The organism is Thioclava sp. ISO4, from assembly GCF_058105145.1.
Genome location: NZ_CM176571.1, coordinates 2,479,121 through 2,498,116 on the forward strand (window position 1 = coordinate 2,479,121; position 18,996 = coordinate 2,498,116).

Consider the following 18,996-nt stretch of genomic DNA (forward strand, 5'->3'; position numbering starts at 1 on the left):
GCTCTGAAACGGTCGGAGCTGTCCAAAGCGCTTTGGGCTGGCGAGTCGCCATGGGCCAAAAAGCGCGACACACCGGGAGGATTTCATGACCAAACATCTGATGCTTGGGATCGCGGCGCTCGCGCTGTCGGCGGGGCTCGCTCACGCGCAGGATCTCAAGTTCGCGCCGGGCAGCGATGCCGACAAGTTTGACTGGGCGAGCTATGACCAATTTAAGAACGACACCGATCTGAGCGGCGAAACGCTCACGATCACCGGCCCGTGGACGGGCAACGACAAGGCGCTTTTTGAGAGCGTTCTGGCCTATTTCGAGGCCGCGACCGGCGCCAAGGTGAACTACTCCGGTTCGGAAAGCTTCGAGCAGGATATCGTGATCGCCGCCAAGGCTGGCACGCCGCCGAACATCGCGGTCTTCCCGCAGCCGGGCCTTGCCTCCGACATGGCCAAGCAGGGCTACCTGACGGCGATGCCCGATGGCACGGGTGACTGGATCAAGAACAACTACGCCGCGGGTCAGTCCTGGGAGGATCTGTCGACCTACAAGGGCAAGGATGGCGAGAACCACACCTTCACCTTCCCGTTCAAGGCGGACCTGAAATCGCTCGTCTGGTATGTGCCGGAGAACTTCAAGGAAGCGGGCTACAAGGTTCCCGAGACGATGGAGGACCTCAAGGCGCTGACCGAGCAGATCAAGGCCGATGGCGGCACCCCGTGGTGCATCGGTCTGGGCTCCGGGGCTGCGACCGGCTGGCCCGCGACCGACTGGGTCGAGGATTTCATGCTGCGCACGCAGTCGCCCGAGACCTATGACGACTGGGTCACCAACAAGCTGAAGTTCAACGATCCTAAGGTCGTCGAGGCGATCAAGGATTACGGCTGGTTCGCCAAGACCCCCGGCTTCGCCGAAGGCGGCGAGCAGGCGGTGGCCACCACCGACTTCCGCGACAGCCCGAAAGGTCTCTTCGACTTCCCGCCGAAATGCTACATGCACAAGCAGGCGAGCTTCATCCCGACCTTCTTCCCCGACGGGACCAAGGTGGGCCAGGACGTGAACTTCTTCTACTTCCCGTCCTATGCCAGCAAGGATCTCGGCAAGCCGGTCCTCGGCGCGGGCACGATGTTCGGCATCACCAAGGATTCCAAGGCGGCCGAAGCCTTCGTGAAGTTCCTCGAGACGCCGATCGCCTCGGAAATCTGGATGGCGCAATCGGGCTTCCTGACGCCGAACAAGAACGTCAATCCGGCGGCCTTCGCCAATGACGTGCAGCGTCACATGAACTCGATCCTGCTGGACGCCACGACCTTCCGCTTCGACGGGTCGGACCAGATGCCGGGCGAGATCGGCACCGACGCGTTCTGGAAGGCGATGGTCGCCTACACCACCGGTGACGAGACCGCGCAAGAGGCCGCCGACGCGGTTCAGAAGCGCTGGGACAGCATCCAGAAGTAAGTAACGCCAGCGCCCCCGGAGCCGTTCTCCGGGGGCGTTCGCATCTTTTCACGCCGGTTCGGGGAGGGGCCAGATGTCACCGATCTTGCAGGGTCTGATTACGATCGCGCTTGGGGTGGGCGGCTGTGTCGCCTATTTCTACGCCGCGAATATCGTCCTCGACAAAGTCATCTTCCCGCCGAGCGGCAAAGACCCGGGGCGCAATATCAACCGCGCGAACATGGTCCGCCCTTGGCTGTTCCTGTTCCCGGCGATCTTCGCGCTCGGTCTGTATCTGGCCTATCCGGTGGTCGGTTCGTTCTGGCGCTCGCTGTTCAACCGCGACGGCGGCACTTTCGTGGGCCTTGGCAATTACGAACGGCTCGCGATGGATCCGAGCTTCCGTCAGGCCGTGTTCAACAACTTCCTCTGGGTGCTGGTGGTGCCCGCGCTCGCGACCTTCCTCGGTCTGCTGGCAGCGCAGCTCACCGACCGCATCAAATGGGGTAACATCGCGAAATCGCTGATCTTCATGCCGATGGCGATCTCCTTCGTGGGTGCCTCGCTGATCTGGAAATTCGTCTACGCCGTGAACCCCGATATCGGGATGATCAACGCGATCCGCGTGGCCTTCCACATGCAGCCGCTCGACCCGCTGCAGGTGCCGTTCTGGAACAACTTCTTCCTGATGGTGATCCTGATCTGGATCCAGACCGGCTTCGCGATGGTGATCCTCTCGGCCGCGCTGCGCGGCATCCCCGAGGAGACGATCGAGGCCGCGGTGCTCGACGGGGCCAACCCGTTCCAGCTGTTCTTCAAGATCAAGGTGCCGCAGATCATGCCGACGATCGTCGTGGTCTGGACCACGATCACGATCCTCGTGCTGAAGGTCTTCGATATCGTCTACGCAACGACGGGCGGGAATTTCGGCACGCAGATTCTGCCCAGCTACATGATGCAATACATGTTCCGCGATGACGGGCGCGCGACGGCCGTGGCCTTCGTCATCATGATCATCGTGCTGCCGGTGATGATCTGGAACATCATTCAAGCCCGTAGGGAGACGCGCTGATGGCCGCTATCGCAGGACAGAAATCGCGCCTGACATGGGCGGTGCAACTCTCGGTCGTCTTCATGGTGGTGCTTTGGCTGGTGCCGACGGTGGGGCTCTTGGTCAGCTCCTTCCGCACGACCGACCAGATCAGCCAGTCGGGCTGGTGGGACGCGGCCTTCTCCGTGGAGAAAGCCTTCCGCGACCGCATCCCGGCCGACGGCGAGAAACAGGTCGACGGGCTCTATGTGCTCGAGGGCGATCTGCTCAATAACGGGCAGAACGCGAATGACCTGAAAGCGGGCACGACGATCACCGCCTTCGGCACCTCGGGCATCAAGCCGGGCGCCTACAAGGCGGGGGAGACGGTCGATACCGGCGATGGCGGCACGCTGAGCGTGGCCAAGGACGGCACCTATAAGGCCACGTCGAAGACGAGCTTCGAGGGCTCGGGCCCGCGGGTCTATTTCGTGGCCGACATGCCGCCCGCTTTCACGCTGGCCAATTACCGCAACGTGCTGTTCTCGGACGGCATGGGGCAGGCCTTCATGAACACGCTGACGGTGACGATCCCGGCGACGATCATCCCGATCCTCGTGGCGGCCTTCGCGGCCTATGCGCTGGCCTGGATGGAGTTTCCGGGCCGGGGTCTGTTGATCGCGGCGGTTGTTGGCTTGCTGGTCGTGCCGTTGCAGCTCGCGCTGGTGCCGCTTTTGCGGCTCCATCAGGAGATCGGCATCGGGCAGAGCTTCCTCGGGATATGGCTGGCCCATACCGGGTTCGGCCTGCCGCTCGCGATCTACCTGTTGCGCAACTACATGGTCGGTCTTCCGCGCGATATCATCGAGAGCGCGAAGGTCGACGGGGCGACCGATTTCCAGATCTTCATGAAAATCGTGCTGCCTTTGTCATTCCCGGCGCTTGCTTCTTTTGCAATCTTCCAATTCCTCTGGGTCTGGAATGACCTACTTGTCGCGAAAGTCTTCCTTCCGGCGAACGACGCCTCGAAGGTGATGACTGTGAAGATCGCCGACGACCTTCTGGGGTCGCGCGGCGGCGACTGGGGCATTCTGGCGTCCGCCGCCTTCATCTCCATCGCCGTGCCGCTTCTGGTGTTCTTCGCTATGCAGAAATATCTCGTCCGCGGTCTGCTGGCGGGTTCGGTTAAAGGTGGTTGATGAAAACCCTTACTAAGAAAGAAGACTGGTGGCGCGGGGCCGTGATCTACCAGATTTATCCGCGCAGCTTTCAAGACAGCAATGGCGATGGCATCGGCGATCTTCTCGGGATCGTCCGCCGCCTGCCGCATGTCGCGAGCCTCGGGGCGGATGCGGTCTGGATTTCGCCCTTCTTCACCTCGCCGATGAAGGATTTCGGCTACGATGTCAGCGACTACTGCGACGTCGACCCGATGTTCGGCAACCTCGCCGATTTCGACCAGGTGATCGCAACGGCCCATGCGCTGGGTCTGAAGGTGATGATCGATCTGGTGCTGAGCCATACCTCCGATCAGCACCCCTGGTTCCAGGAAAGCCGGTCGAGCCGGGACAACCCGAAAGCCGATTGGTACGTCTGGGCCGATCCCAAGCCCGACGGCACGCCGCCCAATAACTGGCTGTCGATCTTCGGCGGCCCGGGCTGGCACTGGGACAGCCGGCGCGAGCAGTATTACATGCACAACTTCCTCGTGGAGCAGCCCGATCTGAACTTCCACAACCCGGAAGTGACGCAGGAACTGCTCAATGTCGCGCAGTTCTGGCTGGAGCGCGGCGTCGATGGATTCCGCCTCGATACGATCAACTTCTACATGCATGACGACGAGCTGCGCGATAACCCGCCGCTGCCGCCGGAAGAGCGTAACGACCAGACCGCGCCGAAGGTGAACCCCTACAATCACCAGCGCCACATCTACGACAAGAACAACCCCGAGAACCTGCGCTTCCTGCGCAAGCTCCGGACGCTGATGAACAATTACAACGCAGCGGCTGTGGGCGAAGTGGGCGACAGCCAGCGCGGGCTGGAGATTCTGGGCGAATACACCTCCGGCGCGGACAAGATGCAGATGTCCTACGCCTTCGAGCTGCTCTCCGGGCATGAACCGCTCAAGGCGAGCTATTTCAAATCCGTCTTCGACAAGGTCGATACGGTCGCCAAGGACGGTTGGGTCTGCTGGGCTTATTCGAACCACGATGTGGAGCGCCATATCTCGCGCTGGCAACTGACGCCGGCCTCGGCGCGGCTCTATACTTCGCTGATGATGTGCCTGCGCGGCTCGCTTTGCCTGTATCAGGGCGAGGAGCTGGGCCTGCACGAGGCGGAGCTGTCCTACGAAGACCTGCAAGACCCTTACGGCAAGGAATTCTGGCCGGAATTCAAGGGCCGCGATGGCTGCCGTACGCCGATGGTCTGGGAACGCGACGCCGCCTATGCGGGCTTCTCGCAGGCGCGCCCGTGGCTGCCGGTGCCCACCACGCACCAGAACATCGCGACCGATGTGGCCGAGCACGATCCGGCCTCGCTGCTGCACCATTACCGCCGCGCGATCGGCTTCCGTCGCAATCACGACGTGCTCCGGACCGGCGCGATGGAGGATATGTATTGCTCCGGCGACCTGCTGGTCTTCACGCGCAGGAACGAGGAGGAGACGATCCTGTGCTATTTCAACCTGTCCGATCATCCGGTGAACGCCACCGTTCCGCCGGGCAACTGGGTGACGGTCGGGGGCGAGCTGGGCTCGATCCGACCGATGCCCGATCACACTTTGCATCTCGGCCCATGGCAGCCGAGCATTCTGCGCCTCGACGAACACGAGGCCTGAGGGGGAGACTATGGCCGAACTCAAACTGGAAAACGTCGCGAAAAGCTATGGCGAGGTGTCGGTTCTCGAGAACATCAACCTCGACATCAAAGCGGGCGAGCTGATCGTCTTCGTGGGCCCCTCGGGCTGCGGGAAATCGACGCTTCTGCGGATGATCGCGGGTCTCGAGAGGATCACGGGCGGCACGCTCGAGATCGACGGGGTGCGGATGAACGATGTGCCGCCGTCGAACCGCGGCATCGCGATGGTCTTCCAGTCCTACGCGCTCTATCCGCACATGACGGTGCGCGACAACATGGCCTTCGCCCTGAAGATCGCGAAGATGAGCAAGGACGAGATCGATGCCGCCGTCGATAAGGCGGCCGATATGCTGCAACTGACCGACTACCTCGACCGTCTGCCCAAGGCGCTCTCGGGTGGTCAGCGGCAGCGGGTCGCCATCGGGCGCGCCATCGTGCGCGACCCGAAGGTCTATCTCTTCGACGAACCGCTCTCGAACCTCGATGCGGCGCTGCGCGTCGCGACCCGGATCGAGATCGCCCAGCTCAAAGAGGCGATGCCCGATCGCACGATGATCTACGTCACCCACGATCAGGTCGAGGCGATGACGCTCGCGACCCGGATCGTCGTGCTGGCGAATAAGGGGATCGCGCAGGTCGGCACGCCGCTGGAGCTCTATGAGCAGCCGCGCAACGAATTCGTCGCGCAGTTCATCGGCTCTCCCGCGATGAACCTGCTGACGGGCGAGATCACCGAGACGGGCGAGATGACCACGGTGAAACTCGATGGCGGCGGTATCGCACGCTCCACCATCCCGACGCGTCCCGAGGACCTGTCGCGCCGCGTGAAAATCGGGGTGCGCCCCGAGGATTTCGTGCCCACCGAGGATGCGGCGATCTACACCGGCCGGGTCGATATCGTCGAGGCTCTGGGCGAGGTGACGCTTCTGTATTTCGAGGCTGAGGGCGATCACGACCCGATCATCGCGAAGCTTCCCGGCATCCATCACGACCGCCGCTATAGCGAGATTTCTCTGGGGGCGGACCCGTCCAAGGTGCATATCTTCGCCGATGGTCAGTCGCTTCTTTACCGCTGACGGACGCAAACAGGCCATCGTGTCTCTGACCGCCCGCTAGGGTGAGGGGAGCATAACGGGCGGAGGCAATCATGGCCGAATCGGAATTGGGTGAACGTGTGGGGCGTCGCGCGCGCGGTGGTGGCGGGGCAGCCCGTCGGGCCGAACGCACGGCCGTGAAGGTGGAGTTCTCGCGCTTCATCACGCGCAACATTCCCGACATGGAAATCCTGAACGAGGAAGCCCTCGAGATCATCGAGCATAACGCGGAAACCGTGCTCGAAGAGATCGGCGTCAACTTCGTCGAGAACCCCGAAGCGCTGGAACGCTGGCGCGAGGCCGGGGCCTCGATCGAAGGCGAGCGCGTGCGCATTCCGCGCGGCCTTGCCCGCAAGCTGTGTGCGACCGCGCCGTCGCAATTCACCCAGCACGCCCGCAACCCCGAGCGCAATGTCGAGATCGGCGGGCGCAACCTCGTGCTCGCCCCGGTCTACGGCCCGCCCTTCGTGCGCGACGCTCAAGGCGGCCGCCGCTACGCGACGATCGAGGATTTCCGGAATTTCGTGAAGCTCGGCTACATGTCGAAATGGCTCCACCATTCGGGCGGCACCGTCTGCGAGCCGACCGACGTGGCGGTGAACAAGCGCCACCTCGACATGCTCCACGCGCATATGACGCTGTCGGACAAGCCCTATATGGGCTCGGTCACCGAACCCTCGCGCGCCGAGGACAGCGTCGAGATGTCGAAGATCCTCTTCGGGGACGAGTTCGTCGACAACAACCCGGTGATGACCTCGCTCATCAACATCAACTCGCCGCTGACCTTCGACAACACCATGATGGGCGCGCTGGAGATCTATGCGCGCAACAATCAGGCCTGCATCATCTCGCCCTTCATCGTGGGCGGCGCGATGGCGCCGGTTTCGGTCGCGGGCACGCTGACGCAGGTGCTGGCCGAAGTGCTGGCGGGCGTGGCCTATTCCCAGCTGATCCGTCCCGGCGCGCCGGTGATCTTCGGGGCGTTCGTGACCTCGATCGACATGAACTCGGGCGCGCCCACCTTCGGCACGCCCGAAGCCTCGCTGATCACGCTCGGCGCGGGGCAACTCGCGCGGCGTCTCGGGCTTCCGTATCGTTCGGCGGGCGGCTTCACCGGCTCCAAACTGCCCGACGCCCAGGCGGCTTACGAGAGCGCCAATACGCTCAATAACGGCCTCTATGCGGGCGTGAACTTCATGCTTCACTCCTGCGGCTGGCTGGAGGGCGGGCTGGTCTCGTCCTACGAGAAATTCGTGATGGATGCCGACCAGCTGGGCGTTCTGCATCGTCTGGCGCAAGGCGTCGACATCTCGGAGGACGCGCAGGCGATGGGCGCGATCCGCGAGGTCGGCCCCGGCGGTCACTATCTCGGCTGCGCCCATACCCAGGCCAATTTCAAGGATGCGTTCTGGCGCACGAAACTGCTCGATTACCGGCCTTTCGAGACCTGGGAAGAGCAGGGCGCGCCCGACACGATGGCGCTGGCGACGCAGCGGGTCGAGAAGATGCTCAGCGAGTATCAGCAGCCCGCGATGGACCCGAGCGTCGCCGAGGCGCTGGCGGCTTATGTCGCGCGCAAGAAGGCCGAAGTGCCCGACGCCTTCCTGTAACGGCTCAGTCTTCCTCGATCTGATACTCCCGCGCGATCCCCTGGGTCGCGCGGCCCCATTCCGAGGCCTTCGTCCGCGCCTGATGCGCCTCGAACGCGGCGCGGTCGGTGAAGCGTTCCGTGACGGTGAAGACCAGCGGATCGGCGCCTTGCCTGACTTCGAACATCTCACATCCCGGTTCCGCATGCGTCAGCGCGATATGCTCGGGCAGGTGAACGCGGACAATTCCGACCTCGGCGGCATCGGCGCAGATCAGGCGCCCGGTCAGGGTGAGAGGCATGTCAGTCAACTCCCGCGCTTCAAATACCAATCGTCGAATCTCGAGATATCCGTGTGAATCCGATCATACCCGTTTCGCGTTAGCAGCTCGAAGATTTTCGAGCGCTGATCCGAAAAGTTATGTTCGCAGGTGATCAAGCGGATATCGTAGGAGGCGAAGTCGAAGGCTTCCAATATGGAATATTCGCTTCCCTCGGTATCTATCGACAAGTAATCGATTTGGCGCGGAGCTTGATGCTGTTGAAGCAGATCGAAAAGCGAAACTGTCTCAACTGTATAGGTTTTCTTGTCTGTTCTTCGTTTCTTGTGGAAGTCCGAGGCTGCAAATTCGGAGATAGTAGATAATTCCGAATTGGCGATCTCGTCGAACTCAAGGTGTTGGCCGCTCGATTTCCAGACGCATCGTGTGTCGATGACTGCGGATCGATTACCCTTGAGCGCATTGTGCCAAGTTCTTGCAGGTTCCGCCAAGATACCCGTCCATCCGAATTGCTTTTCGAGGAGGTGGGTATTCGAAAGGCCCACTCCATCGGTGGCGCCGAACTCAACGAAAAATCCGTTCTCTCTGAAATCTGAATAGGTGAGCGCCAGCAGGTCCTGCCTTAGCTGGGCCTTGGATGCCTCCAAGTGGGTCAGGATCTGGGAGGCCTTATCTCGGGGCATCGCTTTGAGAAATTCGAAATCTTGCGCTTCGCTCGAGAGCTGTTTCAGAGCGTCATACTTCGAACGTTTTACAATTTTGTATTTCTTAAATAGCTTTTTCATAATTCGACGCCCTATTTATCGACAGACTATCACGAGGCGTACGCAGATTGCTTCCTTCCAATGGAAAGAAGCTGCGGCCCCGACCGGGGCCGCCATTGCTCACTCCCACTCGATCGTGCCGGGGGGCTTCGAGGTGATGTCGTAGGTCACCCGGTTAATGCCCTTCACCTCGTTGATGATCCGCGTCGCGGTCTCGCCGAGGAACTCGTGGCTGAACGGGTAGTAATCCGCGGTCATGCCATCGACGCTCGTCACCGCGCGCAGGGCGCAGGCGTAGTCATAAGTCCGCCCGTCGCCCATCACGCCGACGGTGCGCACCGGCAGGATCGCAACGAAGGCCTGCCAGATCTCGTCATAAAGCCCGTGCTTGCGGATCTGGTCGATATAGACCGCGTCGGCCTTGCGCAGGATCTCCAGCTTGTCGCGGGTGATCTCGCCGGGGCAGCGGATCGCGAGGCCGGGGCCGGGGAAGGGGTGACGGCCGATGAACGACGCCGGCAGACCCAGCTCGTGACCGAGCGCGCGGACCTCGTCTTTGAACAGCTCGCGCAGCGGCTCGACCAGTTTGAGGCCCATCTTCTCGGGCAGACCGCCCACATTGTGGTGCGACTTGATCGTGACCGAAGGACCGCCCGAGAAGCTCACCGATTCAATGACATCGGGATAGAGCGTGCCCTGCGCGAGGAAGCTCGCATCCTCGATCTCGCCCGCGTATTTCTGGAATACGTCGATGAAGAGGCGCCCGATCGTCTTGCGCTTGACCTCAGGGTCGGTGACGCCTTCCAACTCGCCGAGGAACAGTTCGCTCTCGTCGGCATGGATTAGTTTGATGTTGTAGTGATCGCGGAACATCGTGACCACTTCTTCGGCCTCGTTCATCCGCAGCAGGCCATGATCGACGAAGACACAGGTCAGCTGATCGCCGATCGCTTCGTGCAGCAGGATCGCGGTGACCGAGCTGTCGACGCCGCCGGACAGACCACAGATGACATGGCTGTCGCCCACTTGTTCGCGGATCTGGCGGATCGCCTCGTCGCGATAGGCATCCATGGTCCAGTCGCCGGTGAAGCCCGCGTCGCGCACGAAGTTCTCGTAGAGCGTCTTTCCGTTGGGCGTGTGATGCACCTCCGGGTGGAACTGCACCGCGTAGAAGCGACGGCTCAGATCGGCGGTGATCGCGTAAGGTGCGCCCGGCGAGGTGCCATAGACCTCGAAGCCCGGCGCGATGCGGCTGACATGGTCACCATGGCTCATCCAGACCTGCTCGCGGCCCGCGCCATCCATGAACCAGCCATTGAGCAGATCGATCCGCGTCTCGGTCGGCGTCACATAGGCGCGCCCGAATTCGGCGGAGCCGTGCTTGGCCTCCACCAGACCGCCCAGATCCTGCATCATCACCTGCTGGCCGTAGCAGATGCCGAGGATCGGCACGCCCAACTCATAGGCCGATTTTGGCGGCCGGGGAGAGCCCTCGCGCGTGACCGAATCTGGCCCGCCGGAGAAGATGATCGCTTTCGGGGCGAACTCTTTCAGGAAGGCGTCGGTGACGTTCTGATAGGGATGGATTTCGCAGTAAACGTTCAGCTCGCGAAGCCGCCGCGCAATCAGCTGCGTGACTTGAGAGCCGAAGTCGATGATGAGGAGGCGCTGATGGTCTGTCATGCCGTTGGCATTAGGGCGCGTTTTCGCGCTTGGCAAGAGGGCAGCTTGCATGACCCTTATTTATCGCGCGACTGATCCCTTCCTCTTGGCAGAAATATCCCGGGGGAGCGGCGCAGCCGCGGGGGCAGCGCCCCCTCCGACATCGCCTCTCAGCTCTCCGGATACCCGCCCGGGATCAACGGCCGGATCTTCAGCCGCGTGATCCGGTTGTCCTTGCGGCCTGCGACCTCGAAACGGAAGCCGTGGAAGGAGAAGACCTGACCCTCGGTCGGGATGGTCTGCGCCTCGTGGATCACCAGACCGGCGACGGTGTTGGCCTCTTCATCGGGCAGCGTCCAATCGGTCTCGCGGTTCAGGTCGCGGATCGTCATCGCGCCGTCGACGATGTAATCGCCGCTCTCGGTAGGCTTCAGACGCTTCTCGGCCTTGGGGTCGAACTCGTCGGTGATCTCGCCCACGATCTCTTCGAGGATGTCCTCCAGCGTCAGCAGACCGCGCAGATCGCCATATTCGTCCACCACCAGCGCGAAATGGGTGCGACGCTTCAGGAACTCCTGCATCTGCTCGTCGAGCGGCGTCGTCTCGGGGACGAAATAGGGCTTCATCATCACCTTGGCGATGTCGAGATCGGCCACGCTTTCCAACGTTCCGTCACCGCCACGCACGACCTTTTCCACCGCGCGCAGAAGGTCTTTCGAATGGATCACGCCCACCACGTTTTCGCGCTCGCCGCGATAGAGCGGCAGGCGAGTGTGCGGCGAGGACAGCACCGCCGTCAGGATCGTGTCGGGGTCTTCCTCGATATCGATCATCTCGATCTGGCTTCGGTGGAGCATGATCTCTTCGACCGTGCGATTGCCCAGATCGAGCGCGCCGAGCAGCCGGTCACGGTCTTCCTTGTCGACCGTGCCCTCGGATTGCCCCAGCGCCAGCGCACCCGCGATTTCCTCGTGGATCGAGAACATATGGGTGTCCTTGTCGGTCCGCATCCCGAAGGCATAGAGAATGCCGCGCACGATCATCCGCACGATAGCGACGATCGGCGCGAGAATGAGCGTCACGACGCGGATCGGCCCCGCGACCTTCGAGGCCACTTTCTCGGGCAGGGTGATCGCGTAGGTCTTGGGCAGCACCTCGGCGAAGATCAGCACCAGAAGCGTCATCACCAGCGTCGCCAGCGCCACGCCTGATTGCCCGAAGACCCGCGTCAGAAGCGCGGTCGCGAGCGAGGCGGACAGGATGTTGACGACGTTATTGCCCAGAAGGATCGCGCCGATCAGGCGCTCGCTATCCTCGGTGACCTCCAGCGCGGTCTTCGCGCCGCTTTCGCCCTTATCGGCCTGCGCGCGCAGCTTCGCACGGCTGGCCGCCGTCAGCGCGGTTTCCGAGCCCGAGAAGAAGGCCGAGAGCGCCAGCAGCAGAATGATCGAACCGGCGGTGATCCAGAAGGCAAAATCGAGAGTGTTTTCCATGGTGTCAGGTTATGGGGCGCGGGCAGGGCGCATTCAAGCGGTGCCGTCACTTTTGCCGCGCGGTTTCGCCAGCGGGTGATGCGTCAGCACCAGCTCCTTGAGCCGTTCGTCGAGGACATGGGTGTAGATTTCCGTGGTCGACAGGTCCGCGTGCCCCAGCAGCATCTGGATCGCACGCAGATCCGCGCCACCTTGCAGAAGATGCGTGGCGAAGGCGTGTCGCAACACGTGGGGCGTGACCTTGGCGGGGCTCACTCCGGCCTTCACCGCGATGTCCTTCAGCAGCTTGTGAAAGCCCTGACGCGTCAGGTGACCTTCCTTGCCGCCCGAGGGGAAGAGGAAACGCGAGGGCGGCGCGCGATGCTCGATGCGGGCCTGTTCCTCAGCTTCGTCGCGCGCGCTCAGCCAGTCGGCCAGCGCCTCGCGCGCCGGTGGCGAGAGCGGCACCATCCGCTCCTTGTCGCCCTTGCCGCGCACCAGCAGCATCCGCGGATCGCCGCGCGCGGAGGACACCGGCAGCGAGACCAGTTCGGAGACCCGCATCCCCGTGGCGTAAAGCAGCTCCATCAGGCAGCGATTGCGGATCTGATCCTTCTGTGACCGGCCCTGATCGCGGGCGGCCTCCAGCAGCGCCTCGACCTCCTCGAGGCTCAGCGTCTTCGGCAGGCGTTGCGCGCGGCCGGGACCTGCGATGCGGATCGCCGGATTGTCGGCGCGCCAGCCCTCCTCATAGGCGAAGCGGTAGAGTTGCCGGATCGCCGAGAGCCTGCGCGCGCGGGTCGATTTCGCCAGCCCCTCCGCCTCGCAGCGGATCAGATAGGTTTCGATATCGGCGCGCGTGAGCGTCGCGTAGCTCAGCCCCTTCGCCTGAAGAAACCCCGCGAAGTCATTGAGATCACGCCCGTAACTCAGGATCGTGTTGCGTGCGGCACCGGCTTCGGCGGATTGCGCGTCGAGAAAACTCGGCAACCATTGCGGATCGGGCGGCGCGTCTGATCCGGGTCCGGTCATCCGCGATCTCCCAGCACGATCAGCTCGATCGCGGCGCGCCGCGCGACGGTTTCCAATCCGGCCAGACGCAGCAGGCTCAGCCCGTCCTGCAGCCGCGGATAATCGCCTTTCGCGCCGTCGCCCACATCCCCGATCGCTTCGATCAGCGCGAGGCCAAGCTGGTCGGGCAGCAATCCCTTGTAGCGGTCGGGCGCGGCTCCCGGCGGCGCATCGAAGACCGCCTTCAGCGCCTGATCGCGCGCACCGCTTGCGGGGGGTGCGCTGGTATCGCCCGCGGCCAGCCCTTTGAGCAGCGCGGCCCGCGCCGAACTCTGCGTGCCTTTGCGGGCGTTTTCTTCGTAATTCGGGGTTAGCAGGCTCAGCTCGTAGGCGAGGCGGCCCGCGCGGCCCGGCAGGTCCATCCCCGCGAGCTGGTCGCCAAACAGCGCGCCCAGCACCGGTGCAAGATCTTCCGAGGCCATCACGTCATAGGCGGCGGGCAGGGCGGTCGCGACCTTGTCGGTATCGCCCGCCTCAAGCGCCTGATCGAGTGCGCTCACGGCTGACACGCGATCCCAGAGGGACCCCGACGCTGCCGCTTTACGCTCGGTATAAAGTCCAAGCAGCCGGTTCGGGTCGAGCACGCCCGCGCGGGCCAGACGCTCGGCGGCCTCCAATTGCGATTTCCAACCGTTATTCTCGGTCAGGTCGGCCTGTGCGAAAGCCAGAGGCAGCGTCGCCGTGGGCAGCGGCTGACCGATCGCCTCCATCATCTTGAACGCGAGCGGCGTCACCGGATCGGGCGGCGGCGTATCACCGGCCTCCTCGGCCAGGGCCGGGTCGAGGAATTGCTCCAGCAGGGAGCGATCCTCCTGCGGGATCTGCCCCAGCGCGGCGCCCGTGCCATAGGTCAACTCTGCGGTGTCCCATTGCCCATTGCGCGCAAGGCAGAACACCCGCGCGGCATAAGACGGCGCGATGCCGGGGGTGCGCTCGATGATCTTGCAGGCACGGTTTTCCTGCCCCAGCAGCAGCGCCACGTCGAAGCTGCGGCGGAAAATCTCGGGGCTCGCGGTGCCTGCCTGACCCAGAAGCGCATTGGCCTGTTCCAGCGCACCCATGTCCAGAAGCCGGTCGATCCGGGCAAGGAACAGCTGGTTGCGCTGCGACGGCGTCTCGATCTGCGGCGGGTTCAGCTCGGCGAGCAGCAATGTCAGGCTCAGCCCCCGCAGCGCGGGCAACTGATCGAGCGGCATCGCCCGCAAGGCCTGTGCCAGTTCCGGCTCAGGCGTATTCCCCCAGAGATCGCGCGGCAGCCCGGTGCGATCCGGCGTCAGAAGGCCCAACGTATCGGCGGAAGGCGCGTCGAGCGAGAGCACCGCGATATCTTCGATCCCGCCCGCCCCGCTGACCGGCGCGGTCGAGCCCGCCGGGCCATCGCGCGGTGCCGACTTCAGGGAATGCGACAGCCAGTCGATCGCCGACATCGGGCTCCCGGCCGTAGGGGTGGCCTCCACCGCGGCATTCGATTGCGCGGCGGCGGGTCCCGCCACCAGACCGCCAAGCGCGAAACCGCTCAGCCAGATCAGGCCAAGGGTCGCCGCGCGGCGATCAGTTGCCACTCGCAGTCTCGCTGTCGGTGCCCGTCTCGGTATCTGCATCGGAATTACTCGTGCCTGCCATGCCCGAGCCGTCGGGCAGCGTGACTTCGATACGCTGTTCCTGACTGTCGGGGCTCATGTCGCCCAAGTAAGCAAAGCCGATCACGCCGATCGCGCCAAGCACCAGAAGGATGACGATAAGCTTGAAGATGCGCCCCATAATCTCTCTTTTCTGCCGTCTGTCGCGGCCCGTCCCATATCGTGTCTCTCGGTGGGCGGGCCGTTCTTGGTTGCGGTTTCGCGTTGATCATATATGGCATTTCAGGGAAGTTCACGCCATTCAAGGGGTCCTGCGTCACGATTGTGCAAGGCTCCGCCGATGGCAAGCCTTGTCCGTCCCGCCGGGATTGACAGGGCAGGAATACCGCAGGCGACGCGAGGCAGGGGGCGCGCAGTGGAAGGCGAAACCGAGAAACTGGGGCATCTGACGCGCTCCGTCGTGCTCGTCGGCATGATGGGGTCGGGAAAGACCGCCGTTGGCACCGCCCTGTCCAAGATGCTCGATTCGCCGTTCCTCGACAGCGACCACGAAATCGAACGCGCCGCCCAGATGACCGTCGCCGAGATTTTCGCCCGCGATGGCGAGCCGTTCTTCCGCGCCCGCGAATCGGAAGTGCTGGAGCGGCTGTTGATAGGACCGCCCGGCGTGATCTCTACCGGCGGCGGGGCCTTCCTGTCCGAGAAGAACCGCGAGTTGATCAACCGGCTCGGCGTCTCGGTCTGGCTGAAGGCGGATCTGGAGATCCTGTGGAACCGGGTGCGCCACAAGAACACGCGGCCCTTGCTGCGCACGGCCGACCCGAAACGGACGCTGAGCGACCTTCTGGCCGCGCGCCTTCCGCATTACGAGAAAGCCCAGATCGTGGTCGAGGCCGAGCCGGGCCTCTCGGTGCAGGGCATGGCGCGCAAGGTGGTTTCGCATTTGCGCGAGGTGGATGGATTGATCGAAGAGGTGAAAGATGCGTGAGATCGTGCCGGTCGAGCTGGGCGAGCGTTCCTACGAGGTGCGCATCGGCACCGGGCTCTTGGAAAACGCAGGCACCGAGATCGCGCCCTTGCTGCGCCGTCCGCGCGTGGCGGTCGTCGCCGATCAGACGGTGGCCGATCTCCATCTCGCGACCCTGCGCCGCGGCCTTGGCGATATCGAGATGGTCTCGCTGGCCCTGCCGCCGGGCGAGGGCACGAAAAGCTGGCCGCAGTTCACCCGCACCGTGGAATGGCTGCTGGAGCAGAAAGTCGAGCGCAAGGATATCGTCATCGCTTTGGGCGGCGGCGTGATCGGCGATCTGGTGGGATTTGCGGCCGCCGTGCTGCGCCGGGGCGTGCGTTTCGTGCAGATCCCGACTTCGCTTCTCGCGCAGGTCGACAGCTCCGTGGGCGGCAAGACCGGGATCAACGCGCCGCAGGGCAAGAACCTGATCGGCGCCTTCCATCAGCCCTCGCTGGTGCTGGCCGATCTCGACGTGCTGGGTACGCTCGAGCCGCGCGACTTCCTAGCGGGCTATGGCGAGGTGGTGAAATACGGGCTTCTGGGCGATGCGAATTTCTTCGACTGGCTCGAGGCCAACGCGCCCACGATGGCGGCGGGCGATATGGAAAAGCGCCTGCATGCGGTCAAACGCTCGGTCGAGATGAAAGCCGAGATCGTGGCCCGCGACGAGACCGAAGAGGGCGACCGCGCGCTCCTCAACCTCGGTCACACCTTCTGCCACGCGCTGGAGGCCGCAACGGGCTATTCGGACCGGCTCCTGCATGGCGAGGGCGTGGCGATCGGCTGCGCCATGGCGTTCGAGCTGAGCCAGCGCCTCGGCCTGTGCTCGCAAGAAGCTCCGAGCCGCGTGCGCGCCCATCTGCGCGACATGGGAATGAAGACCGATCTGGCCGATATCGAGGGCGATCTGCCGGGCCGCGACGCGCTGATCGACCTGATGGCGCAGGACAAGAAAGTGCTCGACGGCAAGCTGCGCTTCATCCTCGCGCGCGGCATCGGCGAGGCTTTCGTGACCTCGGATGTACCGCGCGATGTGCTGGCAGGCGTGCTCGACGACGCGCTCGCCGCGCGGTAAGCCGATTTCCCAGTTGCGAGCCGCGCGCTCCTTCTTTATACGCCGCTTCAGGCACCCATAGCTCAGCTGGATAGAGCGCTGCCCTCCGAAGGCAGAGGCCGAAGGTTCGAATCCTTCTGGGTGCGCCATTTCCCCCAGTTTCCGAAATTTCAGCGCCTTGGGGGCGGCACAGACGCTATCGAGACGGCCCCGAGACAGACCCGATGAGAGATGCGATGACGACAGATGACGCCCTGATCCGCGCAGCGAAGCTCTCGGTCGCGCCGATGATGGACTGGACCGACCGCCATTGCCGCTACTTCCACCGTCAGATCAGCCGCAACGCGTTGCTGTATACCGAGATGGTGACCGCGCCTGCAGTGATTCACGGCGATCGCGAGCGGCTGCTGGGGTTCGATGAGGCCGAGCATCCGGTGGCGCTGCAGCTCGGCGGTTCGGACGCGAAGGAACTGGCCGAGGCAGCGCAGGTCGGCGCGGATTTCGGTTATGACGAGATCAACCTCAATTGCGGCTGCCCGTCCGATCGCGTGCAATCCGGGGCTTTCGGTGCGGTTTTGATGAAGTCGCCCGATCTGGTGGCCGAGTGCTGTGCCGCGATGATCGCCGCGCAACCGATTGAAGTCACGGTGAAATGCCGCATCGGGGTGGACGATCAGGACCCGCAAGAGGTGCTGCCCGAGTTCATCGAGAAAGTGGCCGCCGCCGGCGTGACCCGCATCACGATCCACGCCCGCAAGGCTTGGCTCCAGGGCCTCTCGCCCAAGGACAACCGCGAAATCCCGCCGCTCGATTACCCGCTCGTCCACGCGATGAAGGCGGCCTATCCGCAGCTGCATCTGTCGATCAATGGCGGCATTGCCGATCTCGCCGCAGCCGAGGCCGAACTCGCCCAAGGGCTCGACGGCGTCATGGTGGGCCGCGCGGCCTATCACCAGCCGATGGAGGTGCTTGGCGCCGCCGATCAGCGCATCTGGGGGCAGGGCGCGGCGCGCGATCCCTTCGACGTGGCTGAAGCGATGATCCCCTATATCGCGCGCCATCTCGAGCGCGGCGGCAGGCTGCACCAGATCACCCGCCACATGCTCGGCCTGTTCCACGGCAAGCCCGGCGCGCGCCGCTTCCGGCAGATCCTGTCGGAAGGCGCGACCCGCGACGGCGCCGGGGTTGAACTTTTCGAGAGTGCGTTGTCAGCCGTACGTGAACGGGTTAACTGAGCGGAACCCAAGGAGATTTCCCGACATGCCCGATTTCGCCACGCTCGCGCCGCTCGTCTTGATCCTGATGGCAGTGGGGGCGTTCGCAGGCGTTCTGGCGGGGCTTCTGGGGGTCGGCGGCGGGATCGTGCTCGTGCCCGCCTTCTTCTATCTTTTCAGCGGCTTGGGGTACGGATCAAGCGATCTGATGCAGGTCTGCGTCGCGACCTCGCTGGCCACGATCATCGTGACCTCGATCCGCTCGGTCATGGCCCATAACCGCAAGGGCGCGGTGGATTGGGATATCCTCAAGCAATGGATCGCCCCCATCGCCATCGGCGCGATCATCGGGGTGCTGGTGGTGCATCAGCTGCGCTCCTCGACCATGCAGATCATCTTCGCGGTGATGGTACTCCTGATCGCCTGCTACATGATGTTCGGCAAATCGAGCTGGCGGATCTCGGACGGGCTGCCAGGCGGGATCTTCCGCGCCTGGTTCGGCCCGCTGATGGGGTTCCTCTCGGTGCTGCTAGGCATCGGTGGTGGCTCGATCGGCACGCCGATGCAGACGCTCCACGGTATCCCGATCCACCGCGCGGTCGCGACCTCGGCAGGCTTCGGCGTGACTATCGCGCTGCCTTCGGCGATCGGCTTTCTGCTGACGCCGGTCGCCGACGCGCCGCCTTACTCGATCGGCGCGGTGAACATCCCAGCCTTCCTGATCGTCATCGCGATGACCACGATCACCGCCCCCTTGGGCGCGGCACTGGCCCACAAGCTCGACCCCAAGAAGCTCAAGCGCGTCTTCGCGGGCTTCCTGATGCTCGTCGCGCTGAACATGCTGCGCAAAGCGTTTCTCTGAACTTCCTCTTGGCGAAAATATCCC

The 18,996-nt window shown here is 63.6% G+C and carries 17 protein-coding genes and 1 tRNA gene; 11 read left to right on the forward strand and 7 right to left on the reverse strand.

Translation table 11 applies throughout. The features are described 5' to 3' along the window. The first annotated feature begins 85 nt into the window (after positions 1-85). The 6 genes from AC2TZ7_RS12175 (at position 86) to AC2TZ7_RS12200 (ending at position 8,022) form a co-directional block, all read left to right on the forward strand. A complete protein-coding gene (locus tag AC2TZ7_RS12175; RefSeq protein WP_489864435.1) occupies positions 86-1,450 on the forward strand; it encodes an ABC transporter substrate-binding protein in 1,365 nt (454 codons plus the stop codon). A gap of 73 nt (positions 1,451-1,523) precedes the next feature. After that, positions 1,524-2,501, forward strand: a complete 978-nt coding sequence (locus tag AC2TZ7_RS12180) for a carbohydrate ABC transporter permease (RefSeq protein ID WP_078520616.1) — start codon at positions 1,524-1,526, stop codon at positions 2,499-2,501. Beyond that, entirely contained in the window at positions 2,501-3,658 is a 1,158-nt protein-coding gene (locus AC2TZ7_RS12185) for a carbohydrate ABC transporter permease (protein ID WP_489864436.1), read from the forward strand. The genes AC2TZ7_RS12180 and AC2TZ7_RS12185 overlap by 1 nt, the downstream gene beginning before the upstream one ends. Next, positions 3,658-5,298: an alpha-glucosidase gene (locus AC2TZ7_RS12190; protein WP_083079255.1), complete on the forward strand. Its 1,641-nt coding sequence runs from the start codon at positions 3,658-3,660 to the stop codon at positions 5,296-5,298. The genes AC2TZ7_RS12185 and AC2TZ7_RS12190 overlap by 1 nt, the downstream gene beginning before the upstream one ends. A gap of 10 nt (positions 5,299-5,308) precedes the next feature. After that, positions 5,309-6,394 carry an ABC transporter ATP-binding protein gene (locus AC2TZ7_RS12195; RefSeq protein WP_489864437.1) on the forward strand — a complete coding sequence of 362 codons (1,086 nt, stop codon included), beginning with the start codon at positions 5,309-5,311 and terminating at the stop codon, positions 6,392-6,394. 71 nt (positions 6,395-6,465) lie between these two features. After that, on the forward strand, positions 6,466-8,022 hold the full coding sequence (locus AC2TZ7_RS12200; protein ID WP_489864438.1) for a trimethylamine methyltransferase family protein: 1,557 nt from the start codon (positions 6,466-6,468) through the stop codon (positions 8,020-8,022). 4 nt (positions 8,023-8,026) lie between these two features. On the opposite strand, the gene AC2TZ7_RS12205 is transcribed toward AC2TZ7_RS12200, so the two are convergent. From AC2TZ7_RS12205 to AC2TZ7_RS12235, 7 genes are all read right to left on the reverse strand, one after another. Further along, positions 8,027-8,302 carry a putative quinol monooxygenase gene (locus tag AC2TZ7_RS12205; protein WP_098410926.1) on the reverse strand — a complete coding sequence of 92 codons (276 nt, stop codon included), beginning with the start codon at positions 8,300-8,302 and terminating at the stop codon, positions 8,027-8,029. 5 nt (positions 8,303-8,307) lie between these two features. Beyond that, positions 8,308-9,066, reverse strand: coding sequence for an FkbM family methyltransferase (locus AC2TZ7_RS12210; protein WP_489864439.1), 759 nt, complete (start codon positions 9,064-9,066; stop codon positions 8,308-8,310). A gap of 99 nt (positions 9,067-9,165) precedes the next feature. Then, the gene (gene guaA, locus AC2TZ7_RS12215; protein ID WP_078601468.1) at positions 9,166-10,728 is read right to left on the reverse strand and encodes a glutamine-hydrolyzing GMP synthase; all 1,563 of its coding nucleotides are present in this window, start codon (positions 10,726-10,728) and stop codon (positions 9,166-9,168) included. 149 nt (positions 10,729-10,877) lie between these two features. Beyond that, the gene (locus tag AC2TZ7_RS12220) at positions 10,878-12,200 is read right to left on the reverse strand and encodes an HlyC/CorC family transporter (RefSeq protein WP_098410930.1); all 1,323 of its coding nucleotides are present in this window, start codon (positions 12,198-12,200) and stop codon (positions 10,878-10,880) included. A gap of 33 nt (positions 12,201-12,233) precedes the next feature. Beyond that, entirely contained in the window at positions 12,234-13,211 is a 978-nt protein-coding gene (locus AC2TZ7_RS12225; RefSeq protein ID WP_489864440.1) for a site-specific tyrosine recombinase XerD, read from the reverse strand. Then, positions 13,208-14,812 carry a hypothetical protein gene (locus AC2TZ7_RS12230; protein ID WP_489864441.1) on the reverse strand — a complete coding sequence of 535 codons (1,605 nt, stop codon included), beginning with the start codon at positions 14,810-14,812 and terminating at the stop codon, positions 13,208-13,210. The genes AC2TZ7_RS12225 and AC2TZ7_RS12230 overlap by 4 nt, the downstream gene beginning before the upstream one ends. Then, positions 14,802-15,011 carry a hypothetical protein gene (locus tag AC2TZ7_RS12235; protein ID WP_078541024.1) on the reverse strand — a complete coding sequence of 70 codons (210 nt, stop codon included), beginning with the start codon at positions 15,009-15,011 and terminating at the stop codon, positions 14,802-14,804. The genes AC2TZ7_RS12230 and AC2TZ7_RS12235 overlap by 11 nt, the downstream gene beginning before the upstream one ends. Before the next feature lie 234 nt (positions 15,012-15,245). On the opposite strand from AC2TZ7_RS12235, the gene AC2TZ7_RS12240 reads away from it, so the two are divergent. The 5 genes from AC2TZ7_RS12240 to AC2TZ7_RS12260 all read left to right on the forward strand — a co-directional run bounded on the left by AC2TZ7_RS12240 (position 15,246) and on the right by AC2TZ7_RS12260 (position 18,972). Next, positions 15,246-15,818 carry a shikimate kinase gene (locus AC2TZ7_RS12240; RefSeq protein WP_489864442.1) on the forward strand — a complete coding sequence of 191 codons (573 nt, stop codon included), beginning with the start codon at positions 15,246-15,248 and terminating at the stop codon, positions 15,816-15,818. After that, positions 15,811-16,917, forward strand: a complete 1,107-nt coding sequence (gene aroB, locus AC2TZ7_RS12245) for a 3-dehydroquinate synthase (RefSeq protein ID WP_489864443.1) — start codon at positions 15,811-15,813, stop codon at positions 16,915-16,917. Before AC2TZ7_RS12240 ends, aroB begins: the two co-directional genes overlap by 8 nt. A gap of 51 nt (positions 16,918-16,968) precedes the next feature. Then, positions 16,969-17,045: transfer RNA gene (locus AC2TZ7_RS12250), tRNA-Arg, on the forward strand. Positions 17,046-17,132: 87 nt separating this feature from the next. Then, complete coding sequence (dusA, locus tag AC2TZ7_RS12255; RefSeq protein ID WP_489864444.1) at positions 17,133-18,131, forward strand: tRNA dihydrouridine(20/20a) synthase DusA; 999 nt, start codon at positions 17,133-17,135, stop codon at positions 18,129-18,131. Positions 18,132-18,156: 25 nt separating this feature from the next. Beyond that, complete coding sequence (locus AC2TZ7_RS12260; RefSeq protein ID WP_489864445.1) at positions 18,157-18,972, forward strand: sulfite exporter TauE/SafE family protein; 816 nt, start codon at positions 18,157-18,159, stop codon at positions 18,970-18,972. Positions 18,973-18,996 lie beyond the last annotated feature (24 nt).

What these genes read in the sequence shown, in the direction of transcription:
- AC2TZ7_RS12175 (WP_489864435.1), top strand. Translation starts at nt 86, where the DNA reads ATGACCAAACATCTGATGCTTGGGATCGCGGCGCTCGCGCTGTCGGCG.
- AC2TZ7_RS12180 (WP_078520616.1), top strand. Translation starts at nt 1,524, where the DNA reads ATGTCACCGATCTTGCAGGGTCTGATTACGATCGCGCTTGGGGTGGGC.
- AC2TZ7_RS12185 (WP_489864436.1), top strand. Translation starts at nt 2,501, where the DNA reads ATGGCCGCTATCGCAGGACAGAAATCGCGCCTGACATGGGCGGTGCAA.
- AC2TZ7_RS12190 (WP_083079255.1), top strand. Translation starts at nt 3,658, where the DNA reads ATGAAAACCCTTACTAAGAAAGAAGACTGGTGGCGCGGGGCCGTGATC.
- AC2TZ7_RS12195 (WP_489864437.1), top strand. Translation starts at nt 5,309, where the DNA reads ATGGCCGAACTCAAACTGGAAAACGTCGCGAAAAGCTATGGCGAGGTG.
- AC2TZ7_RS12200 (WP_489864438.1), top strand. Translation starts at nt 6,466, where the DNA reads ATGGCCGAATCGGAATTGGGTGAACGTGTGGGGCGTCGCGCGCGCGGT.
- AC2TZ7_RS12205 (WP_098410926.1), bottom strand. Translation starts at nt 8,302, where the DNA reads ATGCCTCTCACCCTGACCGGGCGCCTGATCTGCGCCGATGCCGCCGAG.
- AC2TZ7_RS12210 (WP_489864439.1), bottom strand. Translation starts at nt 9,066, where the DNA reads ATGAAAAAGCTATTTAAGAAATACAAAATTGTAAAACGTTCGAAGTAT.
- guaA (WP_078601468.1), bottom strand. Translation starts at nt 10,728, where the DNA reads ATGACAGACCATCAGCGCCTCCTCATCATCGACTTCGGCTCTCAAGTC.
- AC2TZ7_RS12220 (WP_098410930.1), bottom strand. Translation starts at nt 12,200, where the DNA reads ATGGAAAACACTCTCGATTTTGCCTTCTGGATCACCGCCGGTTCGATC.
- AC2TZ7_RS12225 (WP_489864440.1), bottom strand. Translation starts at nt 13,211, where the DNA reads ATGACCGGACCCGGATCAGACGCGCCGCCCGATCCGCAATGGTTGCCG.
- AC2TZ7_RS12235 (WP_078541024.1), bottom strand. Translation starts at nt 15,011, where the DNA reads ATGGGGCGCATCTTCAAGCTTATCGTCATCCTTCTGGTGCTTGGCGCG.
- aroB (WP_489864443.1), top strand. Translation starts at nt 15,811, where the DNA reads ATGCGTGAGATCGTGCCGGTCGAGCTGGGCGAGCGTTCCTACGAGGTG.
- dusA (WP_489864444.1), top strand. Translation starts at nt 17,133, where the DNA reads ATGACGACAGATGACGCCCTGATCCGCGCAGCGAAGCTCTCGGTCGCG.
- AC2TZ7_RS12260 (WP_489864445.1), top strand. Translation starts at nt 18,157, where the DNA reads ATGCCCGATTTCGCCACGCTCGCGCCGCTCGTCTTGATCCTGATGGCA.